We start from the raw sequence: 22,155 nt of genomic DNA, 5'->3' as shown, positions 1-22,155 counted from the left end.
CTACATTGCTAACATGTTAGCGAATTGACGCCAACGCCCGGACGCCTGCCCATGCCGCTGTCTTCCCTGCAGATCGACGTGCCGCCGTACCGCCTCAGCGGCACGGTCATCGCGGCGCTGCTCAACGACCCGGCCCAGCTCGACGCGCTGGGCAAGGCCGCCCACGAACCGCCCTACAAGGCGCCGCCGAAGGGCCCGGTGCTGGCCGTGCGCCCGCGCCACACGCTGGCCGCCGACGGCGACGACCTCGTCGTGCCCGACGGCGAGGAGGCGCTCACCGTCGGCGCCTCGCTGGGCGTCGTCGTCGGGCGGACCGTCTGCCGCGCGGACGACGCCGCGGCGATGGGCTGCGTGGCCGGTTATGTGATGGCGGCCGAGGTCGCCGTGCCGTTGGCGAGCCACTACCGGCCGGCGGTGCGCTTCATCGCGCGCGACGGTTATTGCCCGCTCGGCACGCGCGTGGTGCCGGCCGAAGCGCTGCCGCAGCCCGAATCGCTGGCGGTGCGCATCGAGGTCGACGGCACGCCGGTCCTGACCGGCACCACGGGCGGCCGCCTGCGCGGCATCGCCCGGCTGATCGCCGACGTCAGCGACTTCATGACGCTGCGGCCCGGCGACGTGCTGCTGCTCGGCGCCGGACACGGTGCGCCGAGGGTGCGCGCCGGGCAGACGGTGACGCTGCACATCGACGGCGTCGGCCGGCTGCACCACCGCGTGGTGGCCGAGTCGGTGGCCGGGTCGGCGGGGGCCAGCGGGGTGCCGGCATGAAGACCGCCCGCGTCGCCCATGCCGGCGCCCTCCACACCGCGGTGCCCCACGTCGACGGCGTGCAGCTCGCCGACGGCCGGGTGCTGCCGGAGGACGCCGTGGTCTGGCTGCCGCCCTTCGAGGTGGGCACGGTCATCGCGCTGGGCCTCAACTACGCCGACCACGTCAAGGAGCTGTCCAAGGAGCTGACGGTCACCACGAAGGACGAGCCGCTGGTCTTCTTCAAGAGCGCCAGCTCGCTGATCGGCCACCGCGGCCAGACCCGCCGGCCCGCCGGCGTGGCCTTCATGCACTACGAATGCGAGCTGGCGGTGGTCATCGGCCGCACGGCGCGCAAGGTCGAGCGCACGCAGGCGATGGCCCATGTGGCCGGCTACACCGTCTGCAACGACTACGCGGTGCGCGACCACCTGGAGAACTGGTACCGGCCCAACCTGCGGGTGAAGAACCGCGACGGCGGCACGGTGCTGGGGCCCTGGCTGGTGGACGCGGCCGACGTGCCCGACCCGCATGCCCTGACCCTGCGCACCTCGGTCAATGGCCGCGTCACCCAGCAGGGCAATACCGCGGACCTGATCAACGACATCCCGGCGCTGATCGAATACCTGAGCGGCTTCATGACCCTGCAGGCCGGCGACGTCATCCTCACCGGCACCCCCGACGGCGTGGTCAACGTCGATGTCGGCGACGAAGTGATCACCGAGATCGTCGGCATCGGCCGGCTGGTCAACACCATCGTCGGCGACGAGCCGTTCGGACGATAAGGAGTTCCCCATGCGCATCCAGCACCTGATCGGCGGCAAGGCCGTCGAGGGCCGCGACTACTTCGAGACCCTCAACCCGGCCACGCAAGACGTGCTGGCCGAGGTGGCCGCCGGCGGCGAGGCCGAGGTCAACGCCGCGGTCGAGTCCGCCAAGGCGGCCTTCCCCAAGTGGGCCGGCCTGCCGGCCACCGAGCGCGCCAAGCTCGTGCGCAAGCTGGGCGACCTGATCGCCCAGCACGTGCCCGAGATCGCGCGCACCGAGACCCTGGACTGCGGCCAGGTCATCGCCCAGACCGGCAAGCAGCTGGTGCCGCGCGCGGCCGACAACTTCTACTACTTCGCCGAGATGTGCGTGCGCGTCGACGGCCACACCTACCCCACGCCCACGCACCTGAACTACACGCTGTTCCACCCGGTGGGCGTGTGCGCGCTGATCAGCCCGTGGAACGTGCCCTTCATGACGGCAACCTGGAAGGTGGCGCCGGCGCTGGCCTTCGGCAACACCGCGGTGCTGAAGATGAGCGAACTGTCGCCGCTGACCGCGGCCCGGCTGGGCGAGCTGGCGCTGGAGGCCGGCATCCCGGCCGGCGTGCTCAACCTCGTCCACGGCACCGGCAAGGACGCCGGCGAGCCGCTGTGCCGGCACCCGGACGTGCGCGCCGTCTCCTTCACCGGCTCCACCGCCACCGGCAACCGCATCGTGCAGGCGGCCGGCCTGAAGAAGTTCAGCATGGAGCTCGGCGGCAAGAGCCCGTTCGTGATCTTCGACGACGCCGACTTCGAGCGCGCGCTCGACGCGGCGGTCTTCATGATCTTCAGCAACAACGGCGAGCGCTGCACCGCGGGCAGCCGCATCCTGGTGCAGAAGGGGATCTACGCCAGGTTCGTCGACCGCTTCGTCGAACGCGCCCGGCGCATCACCGTCGGCGACCCGCTGGACGAAAAGACCATCGTCGGCCCGATGATCAGCCCGGCCCACCTGGCCAAGGTGCGCCGCTACATCGAGCTGGGGCCCAAGGAGGGCGCCACGCTGCTGTGCGGCGGGCTCGACGCGCCCGACGTGCCGGCGGCGGTGCGCAAGGGCAACTTCGTCCAGCCGACGGTGTTCGCCGACGTCGACAACCGCATGCGCATCGCCCAGGAGGAGATCTTCGGCCCGGTGGCCTGCCTGATCCCTTTCATCGACGAAGCCGACGCCATCGCCAAGGCCAACGACATCGACTACGGCCTGTCGAGCTACGTCTGGACCGAGAACATCGGCCGCGCGCACCGCGTGGCCGCGGCCATCGAGGCCGGCATGTGCTTCGTCAACAGCCAGAACGTGCGCGACCTGCGCCAGCCCTTCGGCGGCACCAAGGCCAGCGGCACCGGCCGCGAAGGCGGCACCTGGAGCTACGAGGTGTTCCTGGAGCCGAAGAACATCGCGGTGTCGATGGGCAGCCACCACATCCCGCACTGGGGAGTGTGACCGTGAGCCTCTACGGCCTGCAGAAGTTCCTCTACGCGCTCAACCGCGAGCCGCAGGTGCAGCAGCGTTTCAAGGACGAGCCGGCGGCGGTGCTCGACGGCTACCCGCTGAACGAGGAGGAGCGGGGTGCGCTGCTCGCGGGCGACGTCGGGCTGATCTACGTGCTCGGCGCCAACGGCCAGCTGCTCATGCACTACGCCGCCTTCCTCGGCATGCCGTGGGCCGACTACATCCAGGCCATGCGCGACGGCGTGGCGAAGTACGGGCCGGTGCGCGACGGCATCTACGCCATGACCACTGGCATGGACGAAAAGGTGGCCGGGGTATGAGTCTTGTCTTCGCCGGCGTGTGCAGCCACGCCCCCGGCATCACCGGCCGCGCCAAGCTGGCCGACCCCGCGCTGTGCGAGCCCTTCCACGCGGCCTTCAGGGCCTTCGGCGAGGAGATGCGCGCCACCCGGCCCGACGCGCTGGTGCTGGTCGGCGCCGAGCACTTCGGCAACTTCTTCATGAACAACATGCCCGCCTACGCGATGGGCATGGGCGAGTCCTACGAAGGCCCAATCGAGGACCCGGCCTGGCTGGGCATCGAGCGCACCCGCATCCCCGGCAACCCGGGCCTGAGCAAGCGCCTCATCACCGAGGTGATGCAGACGGTGGACGTCGCCTTCGCCGAGGAGTGGAAGTTCGACCATGGCCTGATGGTGCCCACGCACTTCCTGACGCCGACCTACGACCTCGACATCGTGCCGGTGAACATCAACTGCCAGGGCCCGCCGCTGACGCCGCTGCACCGGGCCTGGGCCTTCGGCGAGGCGCTGCGCCGCGCGGCCGACAGCGTGCCCGAGCGCATCGCCGTCGTCGGCACCGGCGGCATCAGCCACTGGCCGTGCACGCCCGACTCCGGCAAGATCAACGAGGCCTGGGACCGCGACTTCATGCAGCGCTGGGCGCGCAACGACCGTGACGCGCTGCTGGACTACACCGACGCCCAGGTCTACCGCGACGCCGGCCAGGGCGGCTTCGAGATCCGCACCTTCATCAGCATCGCCGCCGCCGCGCGCGGGGCCGGCACCATCCGCCACTTCCAGCCCATCCCGATCTTCTCGGTGACCTGCACCGTCGGCGTGATGGAGGTGGCCTGATGCCGCATGTGGTGATCCTCTACACGCCGCAGCTCGATGCCGAGACCGACGTGGGCGCGCTGTGCCGGTCGCTGGCCGGCGCGCTGCAGACGGTGCACGACGAGGCCGGCCAGCGTGTCTTTCCCACCGCCGGCATCCGCGTGCTGGCCTACCCGGCGGCGCACCACGCGGTGGCCGACGGCTCGGGCGACCACGCCTTCTGCTGGTTGAACCTGCGCATGGGCCGTGGCCGCAGCGCCGCCGTGCAGCAGGCCGCCGGCCAGGCGCTGGCCGAGGCGGCGAAGGCCCACTTCGCCCCGCTGCTGGCGCGCCGGCCGTTGGGGCTGACGCTGCAGGTGGACGAAGGCCCGGAGGTTTTCGACGCCAAGTTCGGCAACCTGCACTCGATCTTCCAGAAGAGGTGAGCATGCTCGAAGCAACGACCACCCAGGCCCTGGCTCGCCGCCTCTACGACGCGCGCAAGACCCGCACCGCGCTGCGGCACTTCTCGGCCGAGCATCCGCAGATGACCATCGAGGACGGCTACGCCATCCAGCGCGAATGGGTGAAGCTGGAGCTGGCCGACGGCCGCCGCATCAAGGGCCGCAAGATCGGCCTCACCTCGCGCGCCATGCAGCTGTCCAGCCAGATCAGCGAGCCCGACTATGCGCCGCTGATGGACGACATGTTCTTCGAGCAGGGCGGCGACATCCCGATCGGCCGCTTCATCGCGCCGCGGGTGGAGGTGGAGCTGGCCTTCGTGCTCGGCCGGCCGCTGTCCGGGCCCGGCGCCACGCTGTTCGACGTGCTGGCCGCCACCGACTACGTCTGCCCGGCGCTGGAGATCATCGACGCCCGCATCGAGCAGTTCGACCGCGAGACCAAGGCGCCGCGGAAGGTGTTCGACACCATCAGCGACTTCGCCGCCAACGCCGGCATCGTGCTGGGTGGCCGGCCGGTGAGGCCCGACGCCGTGGACCTGCGCTGGGTGGGCGCCATGCTGTTCAAGAACGGCGTGGTCGAGGAGACCGGCCTGGCCGCCGGGGTGCTCAACCACCCGGCCACCGGCGTCGCCTGGCTGGCCAACAAGATCGCGCCCTACGACGAGCGGCTCGACGCCGGCGACGTCGTGCTGGCCGGCTCCTTCACCCGCCCGACGACGGCGGTGGCGGGCGATGGCCTGCACGCCGACTACGGCCCGTTGGGCACCGTCTCGTTCCGCTTCGTCTGAGCGAACGCCAGCGCCTGCCGCCACACCCGGAGTTCCACCATGCCGTCCCCCCTCCCTCCCCCTGCAGGACCCCGGCCTGCTGCGCGACGCCTGTCTGGTCGACGGCACCTGGTGCGCCGCCGACGAAGGGGCCACGCTGGCCGTGCACAACCCGGCGACCGGCGCGCTGATCGGCCATGTGCCGGACATGACCGAGGTCGAGACCGAGCGCGCCATCGCCGCCGCGGCACGCGCCTTCGACGGCTGGCGCGCCCGCACCGCCGACGACCGCTCGCGCCTGCTGCGCCGCTGGTTCGACCTCATCGTGCAGCACCAGGAGGACCTGGCGGTGCTGATGACCGCCGAGCAGGGCAAGCCGCTGGCCGAGTCGCGCGGCGAGATCGTCTACGCCGCCTCCTACATCGAGTGGTTCGCCGAGGAGGCCAAGCGGCTGTATGGGGAGGTGATCCCCTCGCCCTGGCCGGACAAGCGCATCGTCGTGGTCCGCGAGCCGGTGGGCGTGTGCGCCGCCATCACGCCCTGGAACTTCCCCGCCGCGATGATCACGCGCAAGGTGGCGCCGGCGCTGGCCGCCGGCTGCACCATGATCGTCAAGCCGGCGTCGCAGACGCCGCTGTCGGCGCTGGCCCTGGCCGAACTGGCGCAGCGCGCCGGCCTGCCGGCCGGCGTGCTGTCGGTGGTCACCGGTGGCGCGCGCGCCATCGGCGGCGCGCTGACGGCCAGCCCGGTGGTGGCCAAGCTCAGCTTCACCGGCTCGACCGAAGTCGGCCGGGTGCTGGCCGCGCAGTGCGCGCCGACCCTGAAGAAGCTGTCGCTCGAACTCGGCGGCAACGCGCCCTTCATCGTCTTCGACGACGCCGACCTGGACGCCGCGGTGGAGGGCGCCATCGCCTCCAAGTTCCGCAACACCGGGCAGACCTGCGTCTGCAGCAACCGCCTGCTCGTGCAGGCGTCGGTGCACGACGCCTTCGCGGGAGAAGCTGGCCACCGCCATGGCCGCCCTGAAGGTGGGCCCGGGCGACGAGCCCGGTGTCCTGCAGGGCCCGCTGATCGACACCGCCGCGCTGGACAAGGTGGAAGAACTGGTGAGCGACGCGACGACCCAGGGCGCGCGCGTGGTCACCGGCGGGCGGCGCCATGCGCTGGGCGGCACCTTCTACCAGCCGACGCTGATCGCCGGCGTGACCCCGGCCATGCGCATCGCCCGCGAGGAGGTGTTCGGCCCGGTGGCACCGCTGTTCCGCTTCACCACCGACGACGAGGCGGTGGCCATGGCCAACGACACCGAATTCGGCCTGGCGGCCTACTTCTACTCGCGCGACCTGAAGCGCGGCTGGCGCATCTCCGAGCGGCTGGCCTACGGCATGGTGGGTGTCAACACCGGTATCATCAGCACGGCGGTGGCGCCCTTCGGCGGCATCAAGCAGTCGGGCATGGGACGCGAAGGCTCCCGCCACGGCATCGAGGACTACCTGCACCTGAAGTACCTCTGCATGGGCGGCCTCGCCTGAGCTGAAGAACAAGACCATGCGCATGCCGCTCAACGCCTTCAAGCAGGCCCTGCGCGAAGGCCGCCCGCAGATCGGCCTCTGGGTCGGCCTGGCCGATCCCTACGTCGCCGAACTGCTGGCCACCACCGGCTACGACTGGCTGCTGATCGACGGCGAACACGCGCCCAATGACCTGCGCAGCGTGCTGGCCCAGCTGCAGGCGGTGGCGCCCTACGGCTCGCACCCCATCGTGCGGCCGCCGATCGGCGACACCGCGCTCATCAAGCAGATCCTCGACACCGGCGCACAGACGCTGCTCGTGCCGATGGTGGAATCGGCCCAGCAGGCGGCGCAGGTGGTGGCCGCCACCCGCTACCCGCCGCGCGGGGTGCGCGGCGTGGGCAGCGCGCTGGCCCGCTCGTCGCGCTGGAACCGGATCGACGGGTACCTGCACGCCGCCGACGACCAGATGTGCGTGCTGGTGCAGGTCGAATCCGCGCAGGCGCTGTCGCAGGTCTCGGCGATCGCCGCGGTGGACGGCGTGGACGGGGTGTTCTTCGGGCCGGCCGACCTGTCGGCGTCGATGGGCCTGCTCGGGCAGCCCGGCCATCCCGACGTGCAGCAGGCCATCACCGGCGGCATCGCCGCGGTGCGCCAGGCCGGCAAGGCCGCCGGCATCCTGACCGCCGACGCGCCGCTGGCCAAGCACTACCTCTCGCTCGGCGCGCTGTTCGTCGCCGTCGGTGTCGACACCATGCTGCTCGCGCGCGCCGCCTCGGCGCAACTGGCGCTGTTCAAGGGCCAGGACGAACCGCCTCCGCCGGCGAAGGGCAGCGTCTACTGAGCGCGACCCGCCCCTGGCCGGCCCGGGCGTCGGCCCGCAACGGCGGCGCCGCCGCGAAGGACCGCCGGATGACCGGCGCCGCCCCCGTCATGCCGGTTTGCCGGCCGCGGTGCAACCAGCGCCTGGCGCCACAACGGTTTGAACGTCCCCATGCCACACATCCGCGACCTGCCGCAGCGCGAGTTCCCGGCGATCGAACAGCGCTACGACGAGCGCGACACGCTGCTCTACGGGCTGGGCCTCGGCCTGGGCCAGGACCCCACCGACCCGGGCCAGCTGCGCCATGTCTACGAAGAGGGCCTGGCCGCGCTGCCCACGCAGGCCGCGGTGCTGGCCAGCCCCGGCTTCTGGATGCAGGAGCCCGACACCGGCATCCAGTGGCAGCACCTGGTGGCCGCCGGTCACGAGGTGGAGCTGACCGCGCCGCTGCCGGTGCGCGGCCATGTCGTCTCGCGCGCCCGGGTGACGCAGGTCTTCGACCGCGGCGCCGGCAAGGGCGCCCTCATCCTCTGGGAGCGCGCGCTCACCGAGGTGCCCGGCGGCCGCGTGCTGGCGCACATCCGCTGCAGCGCCATCGCGCGGGCGGACGGCGGCTTCGGCGGTCCGACCGCGCCGCGACCGGCGGGCCCCGCAATGCCCGAGCGGCCAGCCGACCATCGGCTGGACTGGCAGACGCTGCCCGGCCAGGCCCTGCTGTACCGGCTGACCGGCGACATGAACCCGCTGCACGCCAGCCCGGCGGTGGCGCGCAGCGCGGGCTTCGAGCGGCCCATCCTCCACGGCCTGTGCACGCTGGGCATCGCGGCCTACCTGCTCGGCCGGCACTGCGCCGGGCCGCAGGGGCTGCAGCGCATCGGCGCGCGCTACACCGGCGTGGTCTACCCCGGCGACCTGCTGCGCACCGAGGTGTGGAAGGACGGCGACGCGCTGGCCTTCCGCGTGGTCTGCGTGGACCGCGACAAGGTGGTGCTGGACGGCGGCACGGCCCTGCCCTTCCGCGGCGACGCCGCCTGACGCTCCGGCCCGACCGCCGGACGTGACACGACGGCGCAGCGTTCGTTCGCTGCGCCGTCGGGGTCACGGTGGCGTCAGGCGGACCGGCCGGGCGGCCGGCGCGGCATCACTCGGTCTTGACGCCGGTGACCTCCACCGTCTGCCGCCATTTGGCCACCTCGGTCTCGACGAAGCGGCGCATCTGCGTCGGGTTCATCGTGCCGGCGGCCTCCGCGTTCTGCGCCTTGAGCTTGGCCACCGTGTCGGGGGCGGTCATGATGCGGTTGACCTCCTCGCTCAGCCGCTCGACGACGTCGCGCGGCGTGCCGGCCGGCGCGTACAGCCCGAGCCAGGTGTAGACGTCGAAGTTCTTGAAGCCCAGTTCGGTCAGCGTCGGCAGCTCCGGGAAGAGCTTGCTGCGCTCGGCCGTCGTCACGGCCAGCGCGCGCAGCTTGCCGGCGGCGATGAACGAAGCGGCGCTCATCGAGTCCTGGAACGCCACCGGCACCTCGCCGGCCAACACCGCCTGCGTGCCGGGGGCCGCGCCGCGGTAGGGCACATGGTTCAGCGGCAGACCCGACAGGTGGCGCAGCAGCTCACCGGCGAGGTGCGTCGAGCCGCCCGCGCCGGCCGTGCTGTACGGGATGCCCTGCTGCGTCTTGCCCCACGCCTGCAGCTCGGCGAAGCTCTTCGCCGGCACGACGGTGGGGTTGACGACGAAGAGGTTCGGCGCACGGGCCAGCACCGCGACCGGCTCGAAGCTCTTGACCGGGTCGTAGCGCACCTTCTGCAGGGCGGGCCCGATGACATGGCCGGTGGCGCTGATCAGCAGCGTGTAGCCGTCGGCCGGCCGGCCCGCCACGTACTCGGTGCCCACCTGGCCCGCCGCGCCGGCGCGGTTCTCGACGATGAAGGTCTGCTTGAACTTTTGGCTCAGCTGCTCGCCGACCAGGCGGCCCACGATGTCCGTCATGCCGCCCGGCGGGAACGCGACGACGATGGTCACCGGCTTGGTCGGGTAGGCGCCTTGCGCCACGGCTGCCGAGCTGGCGGCCATGCCGGCGAGCGCGACCAGCGCGGCGCGTCGGGTCCAGGTGTAAAGGGTGTTGGCCATGCTGTTGGGGCTCCTGTGCGTCATACCGTCGTTCACTCGTCGACCTTCACGCCGGTGACCTGCACCGTGCGTTGCCACTTCACCAGCTCGCTGTCCACGTGCTTGCGGAACTGCGCGGGCGTCATGGCGCCGCCGGCCTCGGCGTTCTGCTCGCGCAGCCGGGCGGCCACCTCGGGCGAGCGCAGGATCTGGTTGATGTCCCGGTTCAGCCGGTCGACCACCGCCTGCGGCGTGCCGGCCGGCGCGTACAGGCCCAGCCAGGTGTACGAGTCGAAGTCGCGGAAACCGGACTCGGCCAGCGTGGGCAGGTTGGGGAACAGCGCGCTGCGCTGCGCGGTGGTGACGGCCAGCGCGCGCAGCTTGCCGCTGGCCACCAGCGCGGCACCGCTCACCGCGTCGAGCACCGACACCGGCACCTCGCCGGCCAGCACCGCCTGCGCCGCCGGCGCGGCGCCCTTGTAGGGCACGTGGTTCAGCGGTGCGCCGCTCAGGTGGCGCAGCAGTTCGCCGGTGAGGTGGGTGGCGCCGCCGGCACCCGAGGTGGAGAACGGCACGCTGGGCTGCGCCTTCGCCCAGGCGATGAACTCGGCCACCGTCCGGGCCGGTACCGAGGGGTTCACCACCAGCAGGTTGGGCGTGGTCGCCAGCAGGGCGATGGGGGCGAAGTCTTTCGCCGGGTCGTAGCGGATCTTCTTCTGCAATGCCGGCGCGATGACATAACCCACCGAGCTTTCCAGCAGCGTGTAGCCGTCGCCGGGCTTGCCGGCCACGTACTCCGTGGCCAGCTGCCCGGCCGCGCCGGCGCGGTTCTCGACGATCACCGTCTGGCCCAGGCTCTTGGTCAGGCCGTTGGCCAGCAGGCGGCCGACGATGTCGGTCATGCCGCCGGGCGGAAACGCCACCACCAGCGTCACCGGCTTGCTGGGGTAGTTGTCGGCGCGCGCCGGCGCCGCAAGGGCCAGCGGCAGGACCAGGCCGGCGGCGGCCGCGCAAAGCGCGCGGCGGCTCGGCACGGACACGCCACGGCAAGGGTCGCGGACGTCGCGCGGGCGGCGATCGGCAGTCGTCACGTCTTGTCTCCTGAGGCCCGACTCATGCGGGCCGGTTGGTGGATGTCGGCGGCTCCCATGGAGCACCACCGCGAGCCAGTCTAGTTTTCGCCCGGCGCCAAGGCGATCGCAAAGATTCGAAGCGGCGCTTCGAATCGGACGAACGCCGATGGCGGCGGCGCGTGCCGCACCGCGGGCCTTCGAGCCAGCCTCAGACGCGCTTCGAATTTCTCGACTGGCCCGGGCGGACGGGCGTTCCTACACTGGAACGATTCGATGTGCTGGAGACGACGGCATGCTGCACACCGCCCTTCGCGGCACCAAGATCCTGGACCTGTCGCGCATCCTCGCCGGCCCCTGGTGCACCCAGAACCTGGCCGACCTCGGTGCCGAGGTCATCAAGGTCGAGAGCGTCGGCGCGGGCGACGACACACGCGGCTGGGGTCCGCCCTATCTCGACGGCAGCGATCCGGCCGACGGCTTCTCCGCCTACTACCTGTGCTGCAACCGCGGCAAGCGTTCCATCGCCATCAACTTCGCCAGCCCGCAGGGCGGCGAACTCGTGCGCCGGCTGGCGCGCGAGGCCGACGTGGTCGTGGAGAACTACAAGGCCGGCACGCTGGCCCGCTACGGCCTGGGCTACGACGACCTGCGGCGCCTCAACCCGGCGCTGATCTACCTGTCCATCTCCGGCTTCGGGCAGAGCGGGCCGATGGCCGGTCAGCCCGGCTACGACTACGTCTTCCAGGGCATGGGCGGGCTGATGAGCTACACCGGCCCGGCCGACGGCATGGCCGGCGCGGGCCCGCTGCGCAGCGGGGTGGCCGTCATCGACCTGATGTCGGGCATGTACGCCACCACCGCCGTGCTGGCGGCCCTTGTTCAGCGGCAGGCCACCGGCCAGGGCGAGTACATCGACCTGGCGCTGCTGGACGTGGCGGTGGCGTTGAACGCCAACCAGGCATCGAACTACCTGGTGTCGCAGCAGGTGCCGCAGCGCAGCGGCAACGCGCACCCCAACTGCGCGCCGTACGAGGTGTTCGCCTGCTCGGACGGTCACCTCATCCTCGCCATCGGCAACGACGAGCAGTTCCGCCGCTTCTGCGAGGTGGCCGGCCTGCAGGCATTGGCCACCGACGCACGCTTCGCCGCCAACGCCGGGCGCATCCGCCACCTGGCCGAGCTGCGGCCGCTGCTCACCGAGGTGCTGGCCACGCGCACCCGTGGCGACTGGGCCGACGCGCTGACCGCCGCCGGCGTGCCGTGGGGGCCGATCAACACGCTGGCCGATGTCTTCGCCGACGCGCAGGTGCACCACCGCGGCCTGCGCATCGAGTGCGAGCACCCCACCCTGGGCACCATCCCCATGGTGCGCAACCCGCTGCTGTCGCAGCCGGGCGCAACGGTGCCGAAGGCGCCTCCGCTGCGCGGCGAGGACACCGTCGCCGTGCTGGCCGAGCTGGGCCTGCCGGACGATGAGATCGAACGCCTGCTGCGCGATCGCGTCGTCGCCCGTCCCGCCGAGCGCCCCGCGCGCTGACCCCCGAACACCCCCGCAGAGGCCGCCTTGACCACCACCCCCGCCGCACCCGTGCACGCCCAGCTGTCGATGGACCAGGGCGTCGCCACGCTCACCATCGCCAACGCCAAGTCGATGAACATCCTCAGCACGCCGGTGATCGAGGAGCTGACCGGCGCGCTGTCCCGCCTGCGCGAGGACCCGGCGCTGCGCGTGCTCGTGCTGCGCGGCACCGGCGACAAGGCCTTCATCGGCGGAGCGGACATCCACGAGATGGCCGACCTCACGCCGGCCACCGGCGAGCGCTTCATCTCCCGCCTGAAGACCTTCTGCGAGGCGCTGCGCCGGCTGCCGGTGCCGGTGATCGCGCGGCTGCCCGGCTGGTGTCTGGGCGGCGGCCTGGAGGTGGCCATGGCCTGCGACCTGCGCATCGGCAGCAGCGACGCGCACTACGGCATGCCCGAGGTGAAGGTGGGCATCCCCTCGGTGATCCACGCCGCGCTGATGCCGCGCCTGATCGGCCAGTCGGCCGCCACCTGGATGCTGCTCACCGGCGAGATCGTCGACGCGGACACCGCGCAGTCGTGGGGCCTGGTGCACCGCACGGTGCCGCTGGCCGCGCTGGACGAGGCGGTGAGCCACTGCGCCCGCCAGCTCGCCGGCCTGGGCCCGCAGGTGCTGCGCCAGCAGAAGGCGCTGCTGCGCTCATGGGAGGAGTCGACACTGGACGACGCCATCGCCGCCAGCGTGAGCGAGTTCGGCCGTGCCTTCGCCACCGGCGAGCCGCAGGCCTTCATGGCCGAGTTCAAGAACCGCAGGCGCTGACGGCCGCAGGGGCCCGATGCGGCCCGGTCGACGCGGCGCCGGGTGTCGCTCAGCCCTGCCCGCGCGCCGACGCCAGCACGCCGGTGGCGCGCGCGACCAGCACGCCGCCGGCGTGCAGCAGGGCGTCGCCGAAGGCCAACCGGCCACCGAGCCTTCGGTATTCGACGCGCGCTTCCAGCCAGGTCCCCACCGGCGCCGGGGCGAGGAAGTCCAGCGACAGGTTCACCGTCACCACCGATCCCTTCAGCAGCGCCAGGTTGTAGCCCAGCGCGTTGTCGGCCACCGCCGCCAGCATGCCGCCGTGCGCGACGCCGTGCAGGTTGGCGTGCTGCTCGCGCAGCCAGAGTCCGAGGGTGCGGCGACCGTCGGGCTCGGGGCGCAGGAACATCGGCCCCATCAGGCGCATGTAGGGGCTGGGCGCGTGGTACGCCTCGAAGCCCGCCGGCGGGGCCGGGTCGTCCGTCATGCGTCGAAGCGCACCTGGCCTTCGGCCACCCGCCGCACCAGCAGCGGTGCCGGCACCCAGTGCCCGCCGTGCACGCGCTCCAGCGCGCGGATCTTGTCCAGCGTCCGCTCCAGGCCCAGCGTCTCGGCCCAGAACATCGGCCCGCCGCGCGACGCCGGGAAGCCGTAGCCGTTGACGTACACGACGTCGATGTCGGAGGCGCGCTGGGCGATGCCCTCCTCCAGGAGGCGCGCGCCTTCGTTGACCAGCGCGAGCATGCAGCGCTCGACGATCTCCTGGTCGGCGATGGGGCGCCGGGTGATGCCGGCCTCGGCCGCGCACTGCTCCACGATCGCGTCCACCGCCGGGTCGGGCAGGGGCGTGCGGCTGCCGGGCTCGTAGCGGTACCAGCCTGCGCCGGTCTTCTGGCCGAAGCGGCCGGCCTCGCAGATGCGGTCGGCCACCTTCGAATAACGCAGGTGGGCCGGGCGCGTCGGCGCCAGCCGCTTGCGCGCCGCCCAGTTGATGTCCAGGCCGGCCAGGTCGCCCATCGCCAGCGGCCCCATGGCCATGCCGAAGTCGGTGAGCGCACGGTCGACCTGCTGCGGCGAGGCGCCCTCCTCCACCAGGAACCAGGCCTCGCGCCAGTAGCCGGTGAGCATGCGGTTGCCGACGAAGCCCTCGCACACCCGCACCAGCACCGGCACCTTGCCGATGTCCTGCGCCATGCGCATGCAGCTGGCGATGACCTCCTGCGAGGTCGCCTCGCCGCGCACCACCTCCAGCAGCTTCATCACGTTGGCCGGGCTGAAGAAGTGCAGGCCGACGACGTCCTGCGGCCGCGTGGTGGCGCGGGCGATCTCGTCGATGTCCAGCCGCGAGGTGTTGGTGGCCAGGATGGCGCCCGGCTTGCACACCGCGTCCAGGCGGGCGAAGACCTCGCGCTTGACCGCCATGTCCTCGAACACCGCTTCGATGACGAGGTCGGCCGCGGCGATGTCGGCGTACGACAGGGTGGGCCGGATCAGCGCCATCCGGCGCGCCATGTCGGCCTCGCTCAGCTTGCCCTTGGCCACCGTCACGCCGTAGTTGCGCCGGATCAGGTCCATGCCGCGGTCCAGCGCGGCATGCTCCCGCTCGAGCAGCACGACCGGGATGCCGGCGTTGGCGTAGGCCATGGCGATGCCGCCGCCCATGGTGCCCGCGCCGAGCACGGCCACCTCGCGGAGGTCGCGCCGCGCGGTGCCCGCCGGCAGGCCGGCCACCTTGGGCGCCTCGCGCTCGGCGAAGAACAGGTGGCGCAGCGCGCGCGACTCCGGCGCTCCGACCAGCCGCTCGAACACCGCGCGCTCGAAGGTCAGGCCGTCCTCGAACGACAGCCGCGTGGCGGCTTCGACGCAGTCGACCACGGCCTGCTGCGCCAGCGCGTTGCGCAGCTTGGGCGCGACGGCCGCGCGGCGCGCCGCGAAGTCGATGCCGGCGTCGGGCAGCGCGCGCGTGGCGGCCAGCGGCAGGTCCCCGCGCGCCGCCGCCTGCGCCGCGAACTCGACCGCCGCCGGCAGCAGGTCGCCTTCGACGAGGCGGTCGACGAGGCCGATCTCGAGCGCGCGACGGGCGTTCACCGCCGCGCCGCTCTGCACCATGTCGAGCGCCCGCTCGACGCCGATCAGCCGCGGCAGCCGCTGGGTGCCGCCGCCGCCGGGCACCAGGCCCAGCGTCACCTCGGGCAGCCCAAGCTTGGCCGACGGCGTCGCCAGCCGGTGGTGGCAGGCCAGCGCGAACTCCAGCCCGCCGCCGAAGGCCACCCCGTGGATGGCCGCCACCACCGGCTTGCGGCCGGCGGCGATGGCCGCGGCGATGTCGCGCGACAGCGGCCGCTCGAACATCGCCGGGGTGTTGAACTGGCGGATGTCGGCGCCGCCGCTGAACGCGCTGCCGCGGCCCAGCACCACCACCGCGTCGACGTCGGCGCTGCCCATGGCCCAGGCGATGCCGTCGTGCAGGCCGCGGCGCACGGTGTTGCCCAGGCCGTTGACCGGCGGGCTGTCCAGCCACAGCACGGCGACGCGGCCGTGTGTTTCCAGCCGCACGGTGTCGGACAGCTCGGGCAGGGGGGCGGGGGTCATGGTGGGTCGCTTTCGATGGTGTTCGGGTCGGCGGCGGCTCAGGCCAGCGCGGCCAGCCGTGCCAGGTGGTGGCGCTGGTCGCCCAGCGTGTGCTCGATGGCCAGCAGGCGCTTGACGTGGCGGCCCACCGGCAGTTCGTCGGTCATGCCCATGCCGCCGTGCAGCTGGATGGCCTGCAGGCCGATGAAGCGCCCGCTCTCCACGCAGCGCACCTTGGCCGCCGAGGCCAGGCGGCGGCGCGTGGTGTCGTCGCCCTGGTCGGCCTGCACCGCCGCCGCCCAGGCCAGCGAGCGGGCCTGCTCCAGCGCCACCAGCATGTCGGCCAGCCGGTGCTGCACGACCTGGAAGCTGCCGATGGGCGCACCGAACTGGCGCCGCGTCTTCACGTGGTCCAGCGTGGCGGCCAGCAGCGCGGCCTGCAGGCCGACCGATTCGGCGCACTGGCCGACGAGGGTCCAGTCGTTGGCCGCCTCGGTCGCGCGCTCGGTCTCGGCGCCGGGCTCGCCCAGGCGAGCGTCGTCGGCGCAGCGCGCACCGTCGAACCACAGGTCGCAGCCCTGGCTGCCGTCGAGCAGCGGGCAGCGCTCGACGCGCAGGCCGGGCGTGGCCTCGTCGAGCAGGAACAGCGCCGCGCCGTCCTCGGTGCGCGCGGACACGATCCACGCCTGCACGCGGCCGCCGTGCGGCACCACGGCGTGGCGGCCGTCGAGCCGCCAGCCGCCGGCCTCGCGCCGTGCATGGGGGCCGGCGCCGCGCGGGTCGTGCGCCAGCGCCAGCGCCGCGCCGCCGGCCAGCGCGTCCAGCCACCGCCGTTGCACGGCCGGCGCGGCACGGCGCAGCAGCAGTTGCGTGCAGCCCATGGCCGAGCCGAGGAAGGGCACGTTGACGCCATGGCGCCCCAGCACCTCCATCACCGCATGGAAGCTGCGGCCGTCGGCCTCGGCCCCGCCGTGGGCCTCGGGCAGGCCCAACGCGGGCAGGCCCATGGCCACCAGCGCGGTCCAGGCGGCGTCGGCATCGCCGGCGTCCCGCACCTGGCGCGCCACGGCGTCGGACAGCAGCCGCAGGTCGTCGTCGTAGTGGGCGAAGGCGTCCATGCTCACAGCCCCAGCGCCGCCTTGGCGATGATGTTCTTCTGCACTTCGTCGGTGCCGCCGTAGATGGAGATCTTGCGCAGGTTGAGGTGGTAGCCGGCCAGGGGGGCGGCCCAGCCGTCCTCGTCCTCGGGCTCGCCGTCGCGGCAGGGCGCGAACTGCCCGGCGCGGAACCGCAGCGCCAGCGCGCCGGCCGCCTCCACCGACTTCTCGGCGATGGCCTGCGCGGCGCGGCCGCCGAGCAGCTTCAGGATGGACGCCTCGGCGCCATGACCGCCGCCGCCGGCGCTGGCCTGCAGCAGGCGCAGCGCGGTGTGCTCCAGCGCCAGCACCTCCACCTCCAGCCGCTGCAGGTCGTGCGCGAACACCGGGTCGTCGCGCAGCGCGCGGCCGTCGACGCGGTGCGCCGCGGCCACCTCGCGCAGGAAGGCCAGCTCGCGCTTGGCACGGCCCACGCGCGCGGCACCGGTGCGCTCGTGCGTGAGCAGGTACTTGGCGCAGGACCAGCCGTCGTGCAGCGTGCCGACCAGGTTGTCGCGCGGCACGCGCACGCGGTCGAGGAAGACCTCGTTGATCTCCACGTCGCCGTCCAGCGTGCGGATGGGCCGCACGCCGACGCCCGGCGAGCGCATGTCGATCAGCAGGAAGGAGATGCCGCGCTGCGCCTTGGCCGCCGGGTCGGTGCGCACCAGGCAGAACATCCAGTCGGCGTACTGCGCGTAGGTGGTCCAGGTCTTCTGGCCGTCGACCACGAAGTGGTCGCCATCGAGCACCGCGCGGGTCTTCAACGAGGCCAGGTCGGAGCCCGCGCCCGGCTCGGAGTAGCCCTGGCACCACCAGTCGTCGCCGCGCAGGATGCGCGGCAGGAAGCGCGACACCTGCGCCGGCGTGCCGAAGCGCATCAGCACCGGGCCGAGCATGCGCGTGCCGAAGGGCGGCACGTCGGGCGCGCCGGCCACCGCGCATTCCTCGTCGAAGACATGCCGCTGCAGCACCGACCAGCCCGGCCCGCCGTGCTCGACCGGCCATGCCGGTGCCGCCCAGCCGCGTGCATGCAGGATGCGGTGCCAGCGCAGGAATTCCTCCTTGCCCAGGCGACGGTGCTGCAACACCGAGCGGCGCAGGTCCTGCGGCAGCTCGGCGGCGAGGAAGGCACGGACCTCCCGGCGGAAGGCGTCGATGTCCTGGCCGGCCACGGACACCTCCTCAGGCGAAGGTCAGCGGCGCGCCGGTGGCCGCCTGCAGCGCCTCGCGGTCGAGCCCGGGGACGACGTCCAGCACCTTGAAGCCCTCGGGCGTGACCTCCAGCGTGGCCAGGTCGGTGTAGATGCGACGCACGCAGCGCAGGCCGGTCAGCGGCAGCGAGCACTCGGACACCAGCCGGGGCTGGCCGTCGCGGGTGGTGTGCTCCATCAGCACCCACACCTGCTTGGCGCCGACCACCAGGTCCATCGCCCCGCCCACCGCCGCCGCCACGCCGGGCTGGCCCAGCGACCAGTTGGCCAGGTCGCCGCGCTGCGAGACCTGGTAGCCGCCCAGGATGCAGTAGTCGAGGTGACCGCCGCGCATCATGGCGAACGAGTCGGCATGGTGGAAGTACGAGCCGCCGCGCAGCAGCGCCACCGGCAGCTTGGCCGCGTTCATCATGTCCGGGTCCACCGACTCGCCGGGTTCGAGCTCGCGCATGCCCAGGATGCCGTTCTCGCTGTGGACCAGGATCTCCTGCTCGGCGCGCCAGTACTTGAGCACGGCCACCGGCATGCCGATGCCCAGGTTGACGGTGGCGCCGTCGGGGATGTCGCGCGCCAGCGCCTCGGCCATCTGTTCTCGGGTTCGCTTCATGCTGCGTCCTTCTGCGAGGGATGGCCGGGCAGGTGCACCACGCGCTTGACGAAGATGCCGGGGGGTGACGATGTGCTCGGGGTCGAGGTCGCCGAGCGGCACGCATTCGCTGACCTGCACGATGGCCGTGCGCGCGGCCATGCACATCAGCGGGCCGAAGTTGCGGCCCGCCTTGCGGTAGACCAGGTTGCCCCAGCGGTCCGCCGCGCGGGCCTTGACGAGCGCGAAGTCGCCGCGCAGCGGCGCCTCCATGACGTAGCCGATGCCGTCGATGACGCGGGTCTCCTTGCCGCGGGCCAGCTCGGTGCCGTAGCCGGTCGGCGTGAGGAAGCCGCCCAGCCCCGAGCCGCCGGCGCGCAGCCGCTCGGCCAGGGTGCCCTGGGGCACGCATTCGTACTCGATGCGGCCTTCGCGGTAGGCGTCTTCGAAGGCGCCCATCTCGGCACCGCGCGGGTACGAGGCGATGAGCTTCTTCACCCGGCCGCGGCGGATCAGCCGGGCGAGTCCGCTGTCGTTGCTGCCGGCGTTGTTGCACACCACCGTGAGGTCGCGGGCGCCCTGCTCGGCCAACGCGTCGAGCAGCTCGACGGCCTGGCCGGCCAGGCCGAAGCCGCTGACCAGGACGGTGCTGCCGTCGCGGACATCGGCCAGCGCCTCGGCGACGCCGGGCACGAACTTGTTGATGCCTGCCATGGGAACCTTTCGCTTGTCAGAGCGCGTTGGCCAGGATGGCGGTGGCCTGGCTGGACAGCACGCCGCCATTGCCGTGCACAAGCGCCACGTCCACGCCCGGCACCTGGCGCTCGCCGCCTTCGGCGCGCAGCTGGGCGACGGCCTCGACGATGAGGAAGATGCTGTACATGCCCGGGTGGGTGCACGACAGCCCCCCGCCGTTGGTGTTCATCGGGAAGTCGCCGCCGGGCGCGATGCGCCCGCCCGAGACGAAGTGACCGCCCTCGCCCTTGGCGCAGAAGCCCAGGTCTTCCAGGAAGAGGATGGGGTTGATGGTGAAGGCGTCGTACAGCTCGACCACGTCGATGTCCGCCGGCGTGAGGCCGGCCTCGGCGAAGGCCTTGCGGCCGGACTCCAGCGCCGGGGTCACGGTCAGGTCGGGCATGCAGGAGATCTGCCGGTGCCAGTGCGCATGGCCGCTGCCCAGCACGTACACCGGCTTGGGGTGCAGCGCGCGGGCGCGGTCGGCGCGGGTGAGGACGAAGGCGCCGGCGCCGTCGGTGACCAGGCAGCAGTCGCGCACGGTGAGCGGGTCGGAGATCATCTTGGCGCCCAGCACGTCGTCGATGGACAGCGGGCCGCGCGAGAAGGCGTCGGGATTGCGCTGCGCCCACTGGCGCGCGGCCACCGCCACCTCGGCCAGCTGGCGGCGCGTGGTGCCGTACTCGTGCATGTGGCGCGCCGCCGCCATCGCATAGGCCGACACCGGGTTGAACGGCTTGTACGGGTGCTCGTAGGGCTGCGGGTCGAGCGCCGCGCGCATGGCGTTGATCTGCGAGCTGCTGGGCGCGCTGCGCGGCGTGCTGCCGTAGCACACCAGCACGTTGTCGCACTCGCCGGCCTCGATGGCCAGCGCGGCCACGCGCAGGTCGGCGATGAAGGACGAGCCGCCGAACATGGTGGTGTCGGTGAAGCGCGGGCGCAGCCCCAGGTACTCGGCCATGCGCATGGCCCACCACGGCGAGGTCAGGCTGCTGGTGATCAGGCCGTCGATCTGCGGCAGGCGCAGCCCGCTGGCCGCGACGGCCTTGTGCGCCGCCTGCGCGATGATGTCCTGCTCGCTGCGCCCGCCGGCGTCGCCCATGCCGGCCAGACCGGTGCCCAGGATGGCCACCGCCCCTCGCAACGACCCCCGGCTCACGACGCGGACTCCGGCACGAAGACCAGCAGCGGCGCGCCGTCCTGCTGAACCACCCGTGCACGCACCGGCAGGCCGATGACCACCGCCTCCGGGGCGATGTCCTCGACCCGCGTCATCAGGCGCGGGCCCTCGGCCAGGTCGACCAACGCGACGTTGTAGTCGCCGCCGTTCGGGCGTCGCACCACGGTGGTGGAATAGACCACGCCGTGCCCGCTGGCCGGTTGCCACTGCAGCGTGTCGGCGCCGCAATGCGGGCACACCAGCCGGGGGTAGAAGTGGTGGCGTTCGCACGCCGTGCACTTGGGCAGCTCGAACACGCCGGCGGCCAGCGCCGCGAAATAGCGGGTGTCGGCGCCGACCTGCGGGGGGCAGGCCGAACGGGGTCGTCATGGGTTGTCTCCTCGAAGGGCGTCGCGGCACCTGGCGTCGACGACAGCCAGGCCGGCACCTTCGGGAGTCAGTGTATTTTTCCGACCCCGGCCAACGCGATCGCAATCTTTCGAAGCGGCGCTTCGATGCTGTCTAACGAGCGTCGTCGCCGGCGGCCTCGATCCCGGCGCGGGTGGCCGCCACCAGCGGATCCTCGAGCAGGAAGTCGGTGAAGGCCTTGGTGAAGGCCGGCAGCTCGCCCTTGTTGCGCACGACGAGGTGCAGCAGCCGCACCGCCCACGGCTCTTCCAGGCTCACGGCGGCCACGCGGCTGAGCGACAGCGCGGCCGCGGCGACGCTGCGCGGCACCAGCGCCACGCCCACCCCGGCCTGCACCAGGGCCAGCACGGCGTCGAAGCCGTGCGCATGCAGCCGCACGTTCAACGGCCGCCCGGTGCGCTGCGCCACTTCCTGCAGGAAGACGAAGTTGCTGCTGGCGCGGCCCATGCAGACGAAGTCGAAGTCCAGCGCCGCGGCGAAGCGGATCCTGCCCTGGCCGGCCAGCGGATGGTCCAGCGGCGCCGCGACGATCAGCTCGTCCACCGCGTAGCGGTGCACGCGCACGAGGTCGTTGTCCACCTCGCCGGCGAGGATGCCGACGTCGGCCTCCTGCGCCGCGATGGCCCCTGCGATCGCCGGGCTGGGCCGCTCTTCGAGGTCGATGTTGACGCTGGGATGGCTGACCAGGAAGCGGCTCACGCTGGGCACGATGAAGCCGTTGAGCGAGCTGCTGTTGGCCAGCAGCCGGATATGGCCCTTCAGGCCGGCGGAGAAGCGCCCCACCTCGTCGTGCATCAGCTCGATGCCGGACAGCAGCTCTCGCACGTGCCGGTGCAGCGCCTCGCCGGCCGGCGTCAGCTCCATGCCCTTGGCGGTGCGCAGGAACAGCGCGGTGCCCATGGCCTGCTCGAGGTTCTTCAGCCGGTAGCTGGCCGACGAGGCGGTGATGTGCACCGTGCTGGCGCCGCTGGACAAGCTCTGGGCCTGGGCGATGGCATGGAACAGGCGCAGGTCGGTCAGCTCGTAACGCATGCTTCTGCGATGCCTCCACAGGGTTGTCGAGAGGCGTCCGCCTCAGCGCTGGTCGCCACCCCGGTCCAGTGTCCAGTGGCGCCGCCGCACCGTCGTCGGCACCAGCGCCGTCGGCAGGCCTGACGC

General features: G+C 72.5%; 22 protein-coding genes and 2 pseudogenes. 13 read left to right on the top strand and 11 right to left on the bottom strand.

What is annotated here, in order from left to right:
- The first annotated feature begins 51 nt into the window (after positions 1-51).
- From LRS07_RS07705 to LRS07_RS07655, 11 genes and pseudogenes are all read left to right on the top strand, one after another.
- Positions 52-768, top strand: coding sequence for a fumarylacetoacetate hydrolase family protein (locus LRS07_RS07705; protein WP_260501352.1), 717 nt, complete (start codon positions 52-54; stop codon positions 766-768).
- Positions 765-1,532 (top strand): fumarylacetoacetate hydrolase family protein, encoded by a 768-nt coding sequence (locus tag LRS07_RS07700; protein WP_260501351.1) that lies wholly within the window; start codon positions 765-767, stop codon positions 1,530-1,532. Before LRS07_RS07705 ends, LRS07_RS07700 begins: the two co-directional genes overlap by 4 nt.
- Before the next feature lie 10 nt (positions 1,533-1,542).
- Positions 1,543-3,000 carry a 5-carboxymethyl-2-hydroxymuconate semialdehyde dehydrogenase gene (gene hpaE, locus LRS07_RS07695; protein ID WP_260501350.1) on the top strand — a complete coding sequence of 486 codons (1,458 nt, stop codon included), beginning with the start codon at positions 1,543-1,545 and terminating at the stop codon, positions 2,998-3,000.
- Positions 3,001-3,002: 2 nt separating this feature from the next.
- Complete coding sequence (locus LRS07_RS07690; protein WP_260501349.1) at positions 3,003-3,329, top strand: aromatic ring-opening dioxygenase subunit LigA; 327 nt, start codon at positions 3,003-3,005, stop codon at positions 3,327-3,329.
- Entirely contained in the window at positions 3,326-4,144 is an 819-nt protein-coding gene (locus LRS07_RS07685) for a DODA-type extradiol aromatic ring-opening family dioxygenase (protein ID WP_260501348.1), read from the top strand. Before LRS07_RS07690 ends, LRS07_RS07685 begins: the two co-directional genes overlap by 4 nt.
- Positions 4,144-4,548: a 5-carboxymethyl-2-hydroxymuconate Delta-isomerase gene (locus LRS07_RS07680; RefSeq protein ID WP_260501347.1), complete on the top strand. Its 405-nt coding sequence runs from the start codon at positions 4,144-4,146 to the stop codon at positions 4,546-4,548. The genes LRS07_RS07685 and LRS07_RS07680 overlap by 1 nt, the downstream gene beginning before the upstream one ends.
- 2 nt (positions 4,549-4,550) lie before the next feature.
- Complete coding sequence (gene hpaH, locus LRS07_RS07675) at positions 4,551-5,354, top strand: 2-oxo-hept-4-ene-1,7-dioate hydratase (protein WP_260501346.1); 804 nt, start codon at positions 4,551-4,553, stop codon at positions 5,352-5,354.
- Positions 5,299-6,339: pseudogene (locus LRS07_RS07670) on the top strand (aldehyde dehydrogenase family protein); the annotation flags it as partial. The gene hpaH and the pseudogene LRS07_RS07670, both read left to right, overlap by 56 nt.
- Positions 6,340-6,346: 7 nt before the next feature.
- A complete protein-coding gene (locus LRS07_RS07665; RefSeq protein ID WP_260501345.1) occupies positions 6,347-6,865 on the top strand; it encodes an aldehyde dehydrogenase family protein in 519 nt (172 codons plus the stop codon).
- 16 nt (positions 6,866-6,881) lie between these two features.
- Positions 6,882-7,688, top strand: a complete 807-nt coding sequence (gene hpaI / locus LRS07_RS07660; protein WP_260501344.1) for a 4-hydroxy-2-oxoheptanedioate aldolase — start codon at positions 6,882-6,884, stop codon at positions 7,686-7,688.
- Between the two features lie 150 nt (positions 7,689-7,838).
- Positions 7,839-8,702, top strand: coding sequence for a MaoC family dehydratase (locus LRS07_RS07655; RefSeq protein WP_260501343.1), 864 nt, complete (start codon positions 7,839-7,841; stop codon positions 8,700-8,702).
- Between the two features lie 106 nt (positions 8,703-8,808).
- Here LRS07_RS07655 and LRS07_RS07650 read toward each other — a convergent pair whose 3' ends face one another.
- Both LRS07_RS07650 and LRS07_RS07645 read right to left on the bottom strand, forming a co-directional pair.
- Entirely contained in the window at positions 8,809-9,795 is a 987-nt protein-coding gene (locus tag LRS07_RS07650) for a Bug family tripartite tricarboxylate transporter substrate binding protein (protein ID WP_260501342.1), read from the bottom strand.
- Between the two features lie 32 nt (positions 9,796-9,827).
- Positions 9,828-10,865, bottom strand: a complete 1,038-nt coding sequence (locus LRS07_RS07645) for a tripartite tricarboxylate transporter substrate binding protein (RefSeq protein ID WP_260501341.1) — start codon at positions 10,863-10,865, stop codon at positions 9,828-9,830.
- Positions 10,866-11,139: 274 nt separating this feature from the next.
- On the opposite strand from LRS07_RS07645, the gene LRS07_RS07640 reads away from it, so the two are divergent.
- Together LRS07_RS07640 and LRS07_RS07635 are read left to right on the top strand one after the other, a co-directional pair.
- Entirely contained in the window at positions 11,140-12,384 is a 1,245-nt protein-coding gene (locus tag LRS07_RS07640; protein WP_260501340.1) for a CaiB/BaiF CoA transferase family protein, read from the top strand.
- A gap of 27 nt (positions 12,385-12,411) precedes the next feature.
- Entirely contained in the window at positions 12,412-13,188 is a 777-nt protein-coding gene (locus tag LRS07_RS07635; protein ID WP_260501339.1) for an enoyl-CoA hydratase, read from the top strand.
- 49 nt (positions 13,189-13,237) lie between these two features.
- On the opposite strand, the gene LRS07_RS07630 is transcribed toward LRS07_RS07635, so the two are convergent.
- The 9 genes and pseudogenes from LRS07_RS07630 to LRS07_RS07590 form a co-directional block, all read right to left on the bottom strand.
- Entirely contained in the window at positions 13,238-13,654 is a 417-nt protein-coding gene (locus tag LRS07_RS07630; protein WP_260501338.1) for a PaaI family thioesterase, read from the bottom strand.
- Positions 13,651-15,759: a 3-hydroxyacyl-CoA dehydrogenase NAD-binding domain-containing protein gene (locus LRS07_RS07625; protein ID WP_260501337.1), complete on the bottom strand. Its 2,109-nt coding sequence runs from the start codon at positions 15,757-15,759 to the stop codon at positions 13,651-13,653. The genes LRS07_RS07630 and LRS07_RS07625 overlap by 4 nt, the downstream gene beginning before the upstream one ends.
- A gap of 38 nt (positions 15,760-15,797) precedes the next feature.
- Positions 15,798-16,856 (bottom strand): acyl-CoA dehydrogenase family protein, encoded by a 1,059-nt coding sequence (locus tag LRS07_RS07620; RefSeq protein ID WP_260501336.1) that lies wholly within the window; start codon positions 16,854-16,856, stop codon positions 15,798-15,800.
- A 2-nt stretch (positions 16,857-16,858) separates the two neighbouring features.
- Positions 16,859-18,049 (bottom strand): acyl-CoA dehydrogenase family protein, encoded by a 1,191-nt coding sequence (locus LRS07_RS07615; RefSeq protein WP_409450616.1) that lies wholly within the window; start codon positions 18,047-18,049, stop codon positions 16,859-16,861.
- Positions 18,050-18,059: 10 nt separating this feature from the next.
- Positions 18,060-18,695 carry a 3-oxoacid CoA-transferase subunit B gene (locus tag LRS07_RS07610; RefSeq protein ID WP_260502071.1) on the bottom strand — a complete coding sequence of 212 codons (636 nt, stop codon included), beginning with the start codon at positions 18,693-18,695 and terminating at the stop codon, positions 18,060-18,062.
- A pseudogene (locus tag LRS07_RS07605) lies at positions 18,692-19,388 on the bottom strand (3-oxoacid CoA-transferase subunit A). Before LRS07_RS07605 ends, LRS07_RS07610 begins: the two are co-directional and overlap by 4 nt.
- Before the next feature lie 16 nt (positions 19,389-19,404).
- Entirely contained in the window at positions 19,405-20,511 is a 1,107-nt protein-coding gene (locus tag LRS07_RS07600; RefSeq protein WP_409450636.1) for a thiolase family protein, read from the bottom strand.
- Positions 20,512-20,564: 53 nt separating this feature from the next.
- Positions 20,565-20,885 (bottom strand): Zn-ribbon domain-containing OB-fold protein, encoded by a 321-nt coding sequence (locus LRS07_RS07595; RefSeq protein ID WP_409450615.1) that lies wholly within the window; start codon positions 20,883-20,885, stop codon positions 20,565-20,567.
- Between the two features lie 205 nt (positions 20,886-21,090).
- Positions 21,091-22,029: a LysR family transcriptional regulator gene (locus tag LRS07_RS07590; protein ID WP_260501333.1), complete on the bottom strand. Its 939-nt coding sequence runs from the start codon at positions 22,027-22,029 to the stop codon at positions 21,091-21,093.
- Between the last annotated feature and the right edge of the window lie 126 nt (positions 22,030-22,155).

Origin of the sequence: Aquabacterium sp. J223, assembly GCF_024666615.1 — a bacterium.
GTDB lineage: Bacteria > Pseudomonadota > Gammaproteobacteria > Burkholderiales > Burkholderiaceae_C > J223.
The sequence above is the reverse complement of the archived record's forward strand: the minus strand, read 5'-3'. Positions and strand labels throughout refer to the sequence as shown.

Excerpts from the sequence above, each read along its gene's own strand:
- LRS07_RS07680 (WP_260501347.1), top strand. The coding sequence starts at position 4,144 with ATGCCGCATGTGGTGATCCTCTACACGCCGCAGCTCGATGCCGAGACC.
- LRS07_RS07620 (WP_260501336.1), bottom strand. The coding sequence starts at position 16,856 with ATGGACGCCTTCGCCCACTACGACGACGACCTGCGGCTGCTGTCCGAC.
- LRS07_RS07590 (WP_260501333.1), bottom strand. The coding sequence starts at position 22,029 with ATGCGTTACGAGCTGACCGACCTGCGCCTGTTCCATGCCATCGCCCAG.
- LRS07_RS07610 (WP_260502071.1), bottom strand. The coding sequence starts at position 18,695 with ATGAAGCGAACCCGAGAACAGATGGCCGAGGCGCTGGCGCGCGACATC.
- LRS07_RS07665 (WP_260501345.1), top strand. The coding sequence starts at position 6,347 with ATGGCCGCCCTGAAGGTGGGCCCGGGCGACGAGCCCGGTGTCCTGCAG.
- LRS07_RS07685 (WP_260501348.1), top strand. The coding sequence starts at position 3,326 with ATGAGTCTTGTCTTCGCCGGCGTGTGCAGCCACGCCCCCGGCATCACC.
- LRS07_RS07630 (WP_260501338.1), bottom strand. The coding sequence starts at position 13,654 with ATGACGGACGACCCGGCCCCGCCGGCGGGCTTCGAGGCGTACCACGCG.
- LRS07_RS07700 (WP_260501351.1), top strand. The coding sequence starts at position 765 with ATGAAGACCGCCCGCGTCGCCCATGCCGGCGCCCTCCACACCGCGGTG.
- hpaE (WP_260501350.1), top strand. The coding sequence starts at position 1,543 with ATGCGCATCCAGCACCTGATCGGCGGCAAGGCCGTCGAGGGCCGCGAC.
- LRS07_RS07655 (WP_260501343.1), top strand. The coding sequence starts at position 7,839 with ATGCCACACATCCGCGACCTGCCGCAGCGCGAGTTCCCGGCGATCGAA.
- LRS07_RS07600 (WP_409450636.1), bottom strand. The coding sequence starts at position 20,511 with ATGGGCGACGCCGGCGGGCGCAGCGAGCAGGACATCATCGCGCAGGCG.
- LRS07_RS07640 (WP_260501340.1), top strand. The coding sequence starts at position 11,140 with ATGCTGCACACCGCCCTTCGCGGCACCAAGATCCTGGACCTGTCGCGC.
- LRS07_RS07705 (WP_260501352.1), top strand. The coding sequence starts at position 52 with ATGCCGCTGTCTTCCCTGCAGATCGACGTGCCGCCGTACCGCCTCAGC.
- hpaI (WP_260501344.1), top strand. The coding sequence starts at position 6,882 with ATGCGCATGCCGCTCAACGCCTTCAAGCAGGCCCTGCGCGAAGGCCGC.
- hpaH (WP_260501346.1), top strand. The coding sequence starts at position 4,551 with ATGCTCGAAGCAACGACCACCCAGGCCCTGGCTCGCCGCCTCTACGAC.
- LRS07_RS07625 (WP_260501337.1), bottom strand. The coding sequence starts at position 15,759 with ATGACCCCCGCCCCCCTGCCCGAGCTGTCCGACACCGTGCGGCTGGAA.
- LRS07_RS07650 (WP_260501342.1), bottom strand. The coding sequence starts at position 9,795 with ATGGCCAACACCCTTTACACCTGGACCCGACGCGCCGCGCTGGTCGCG.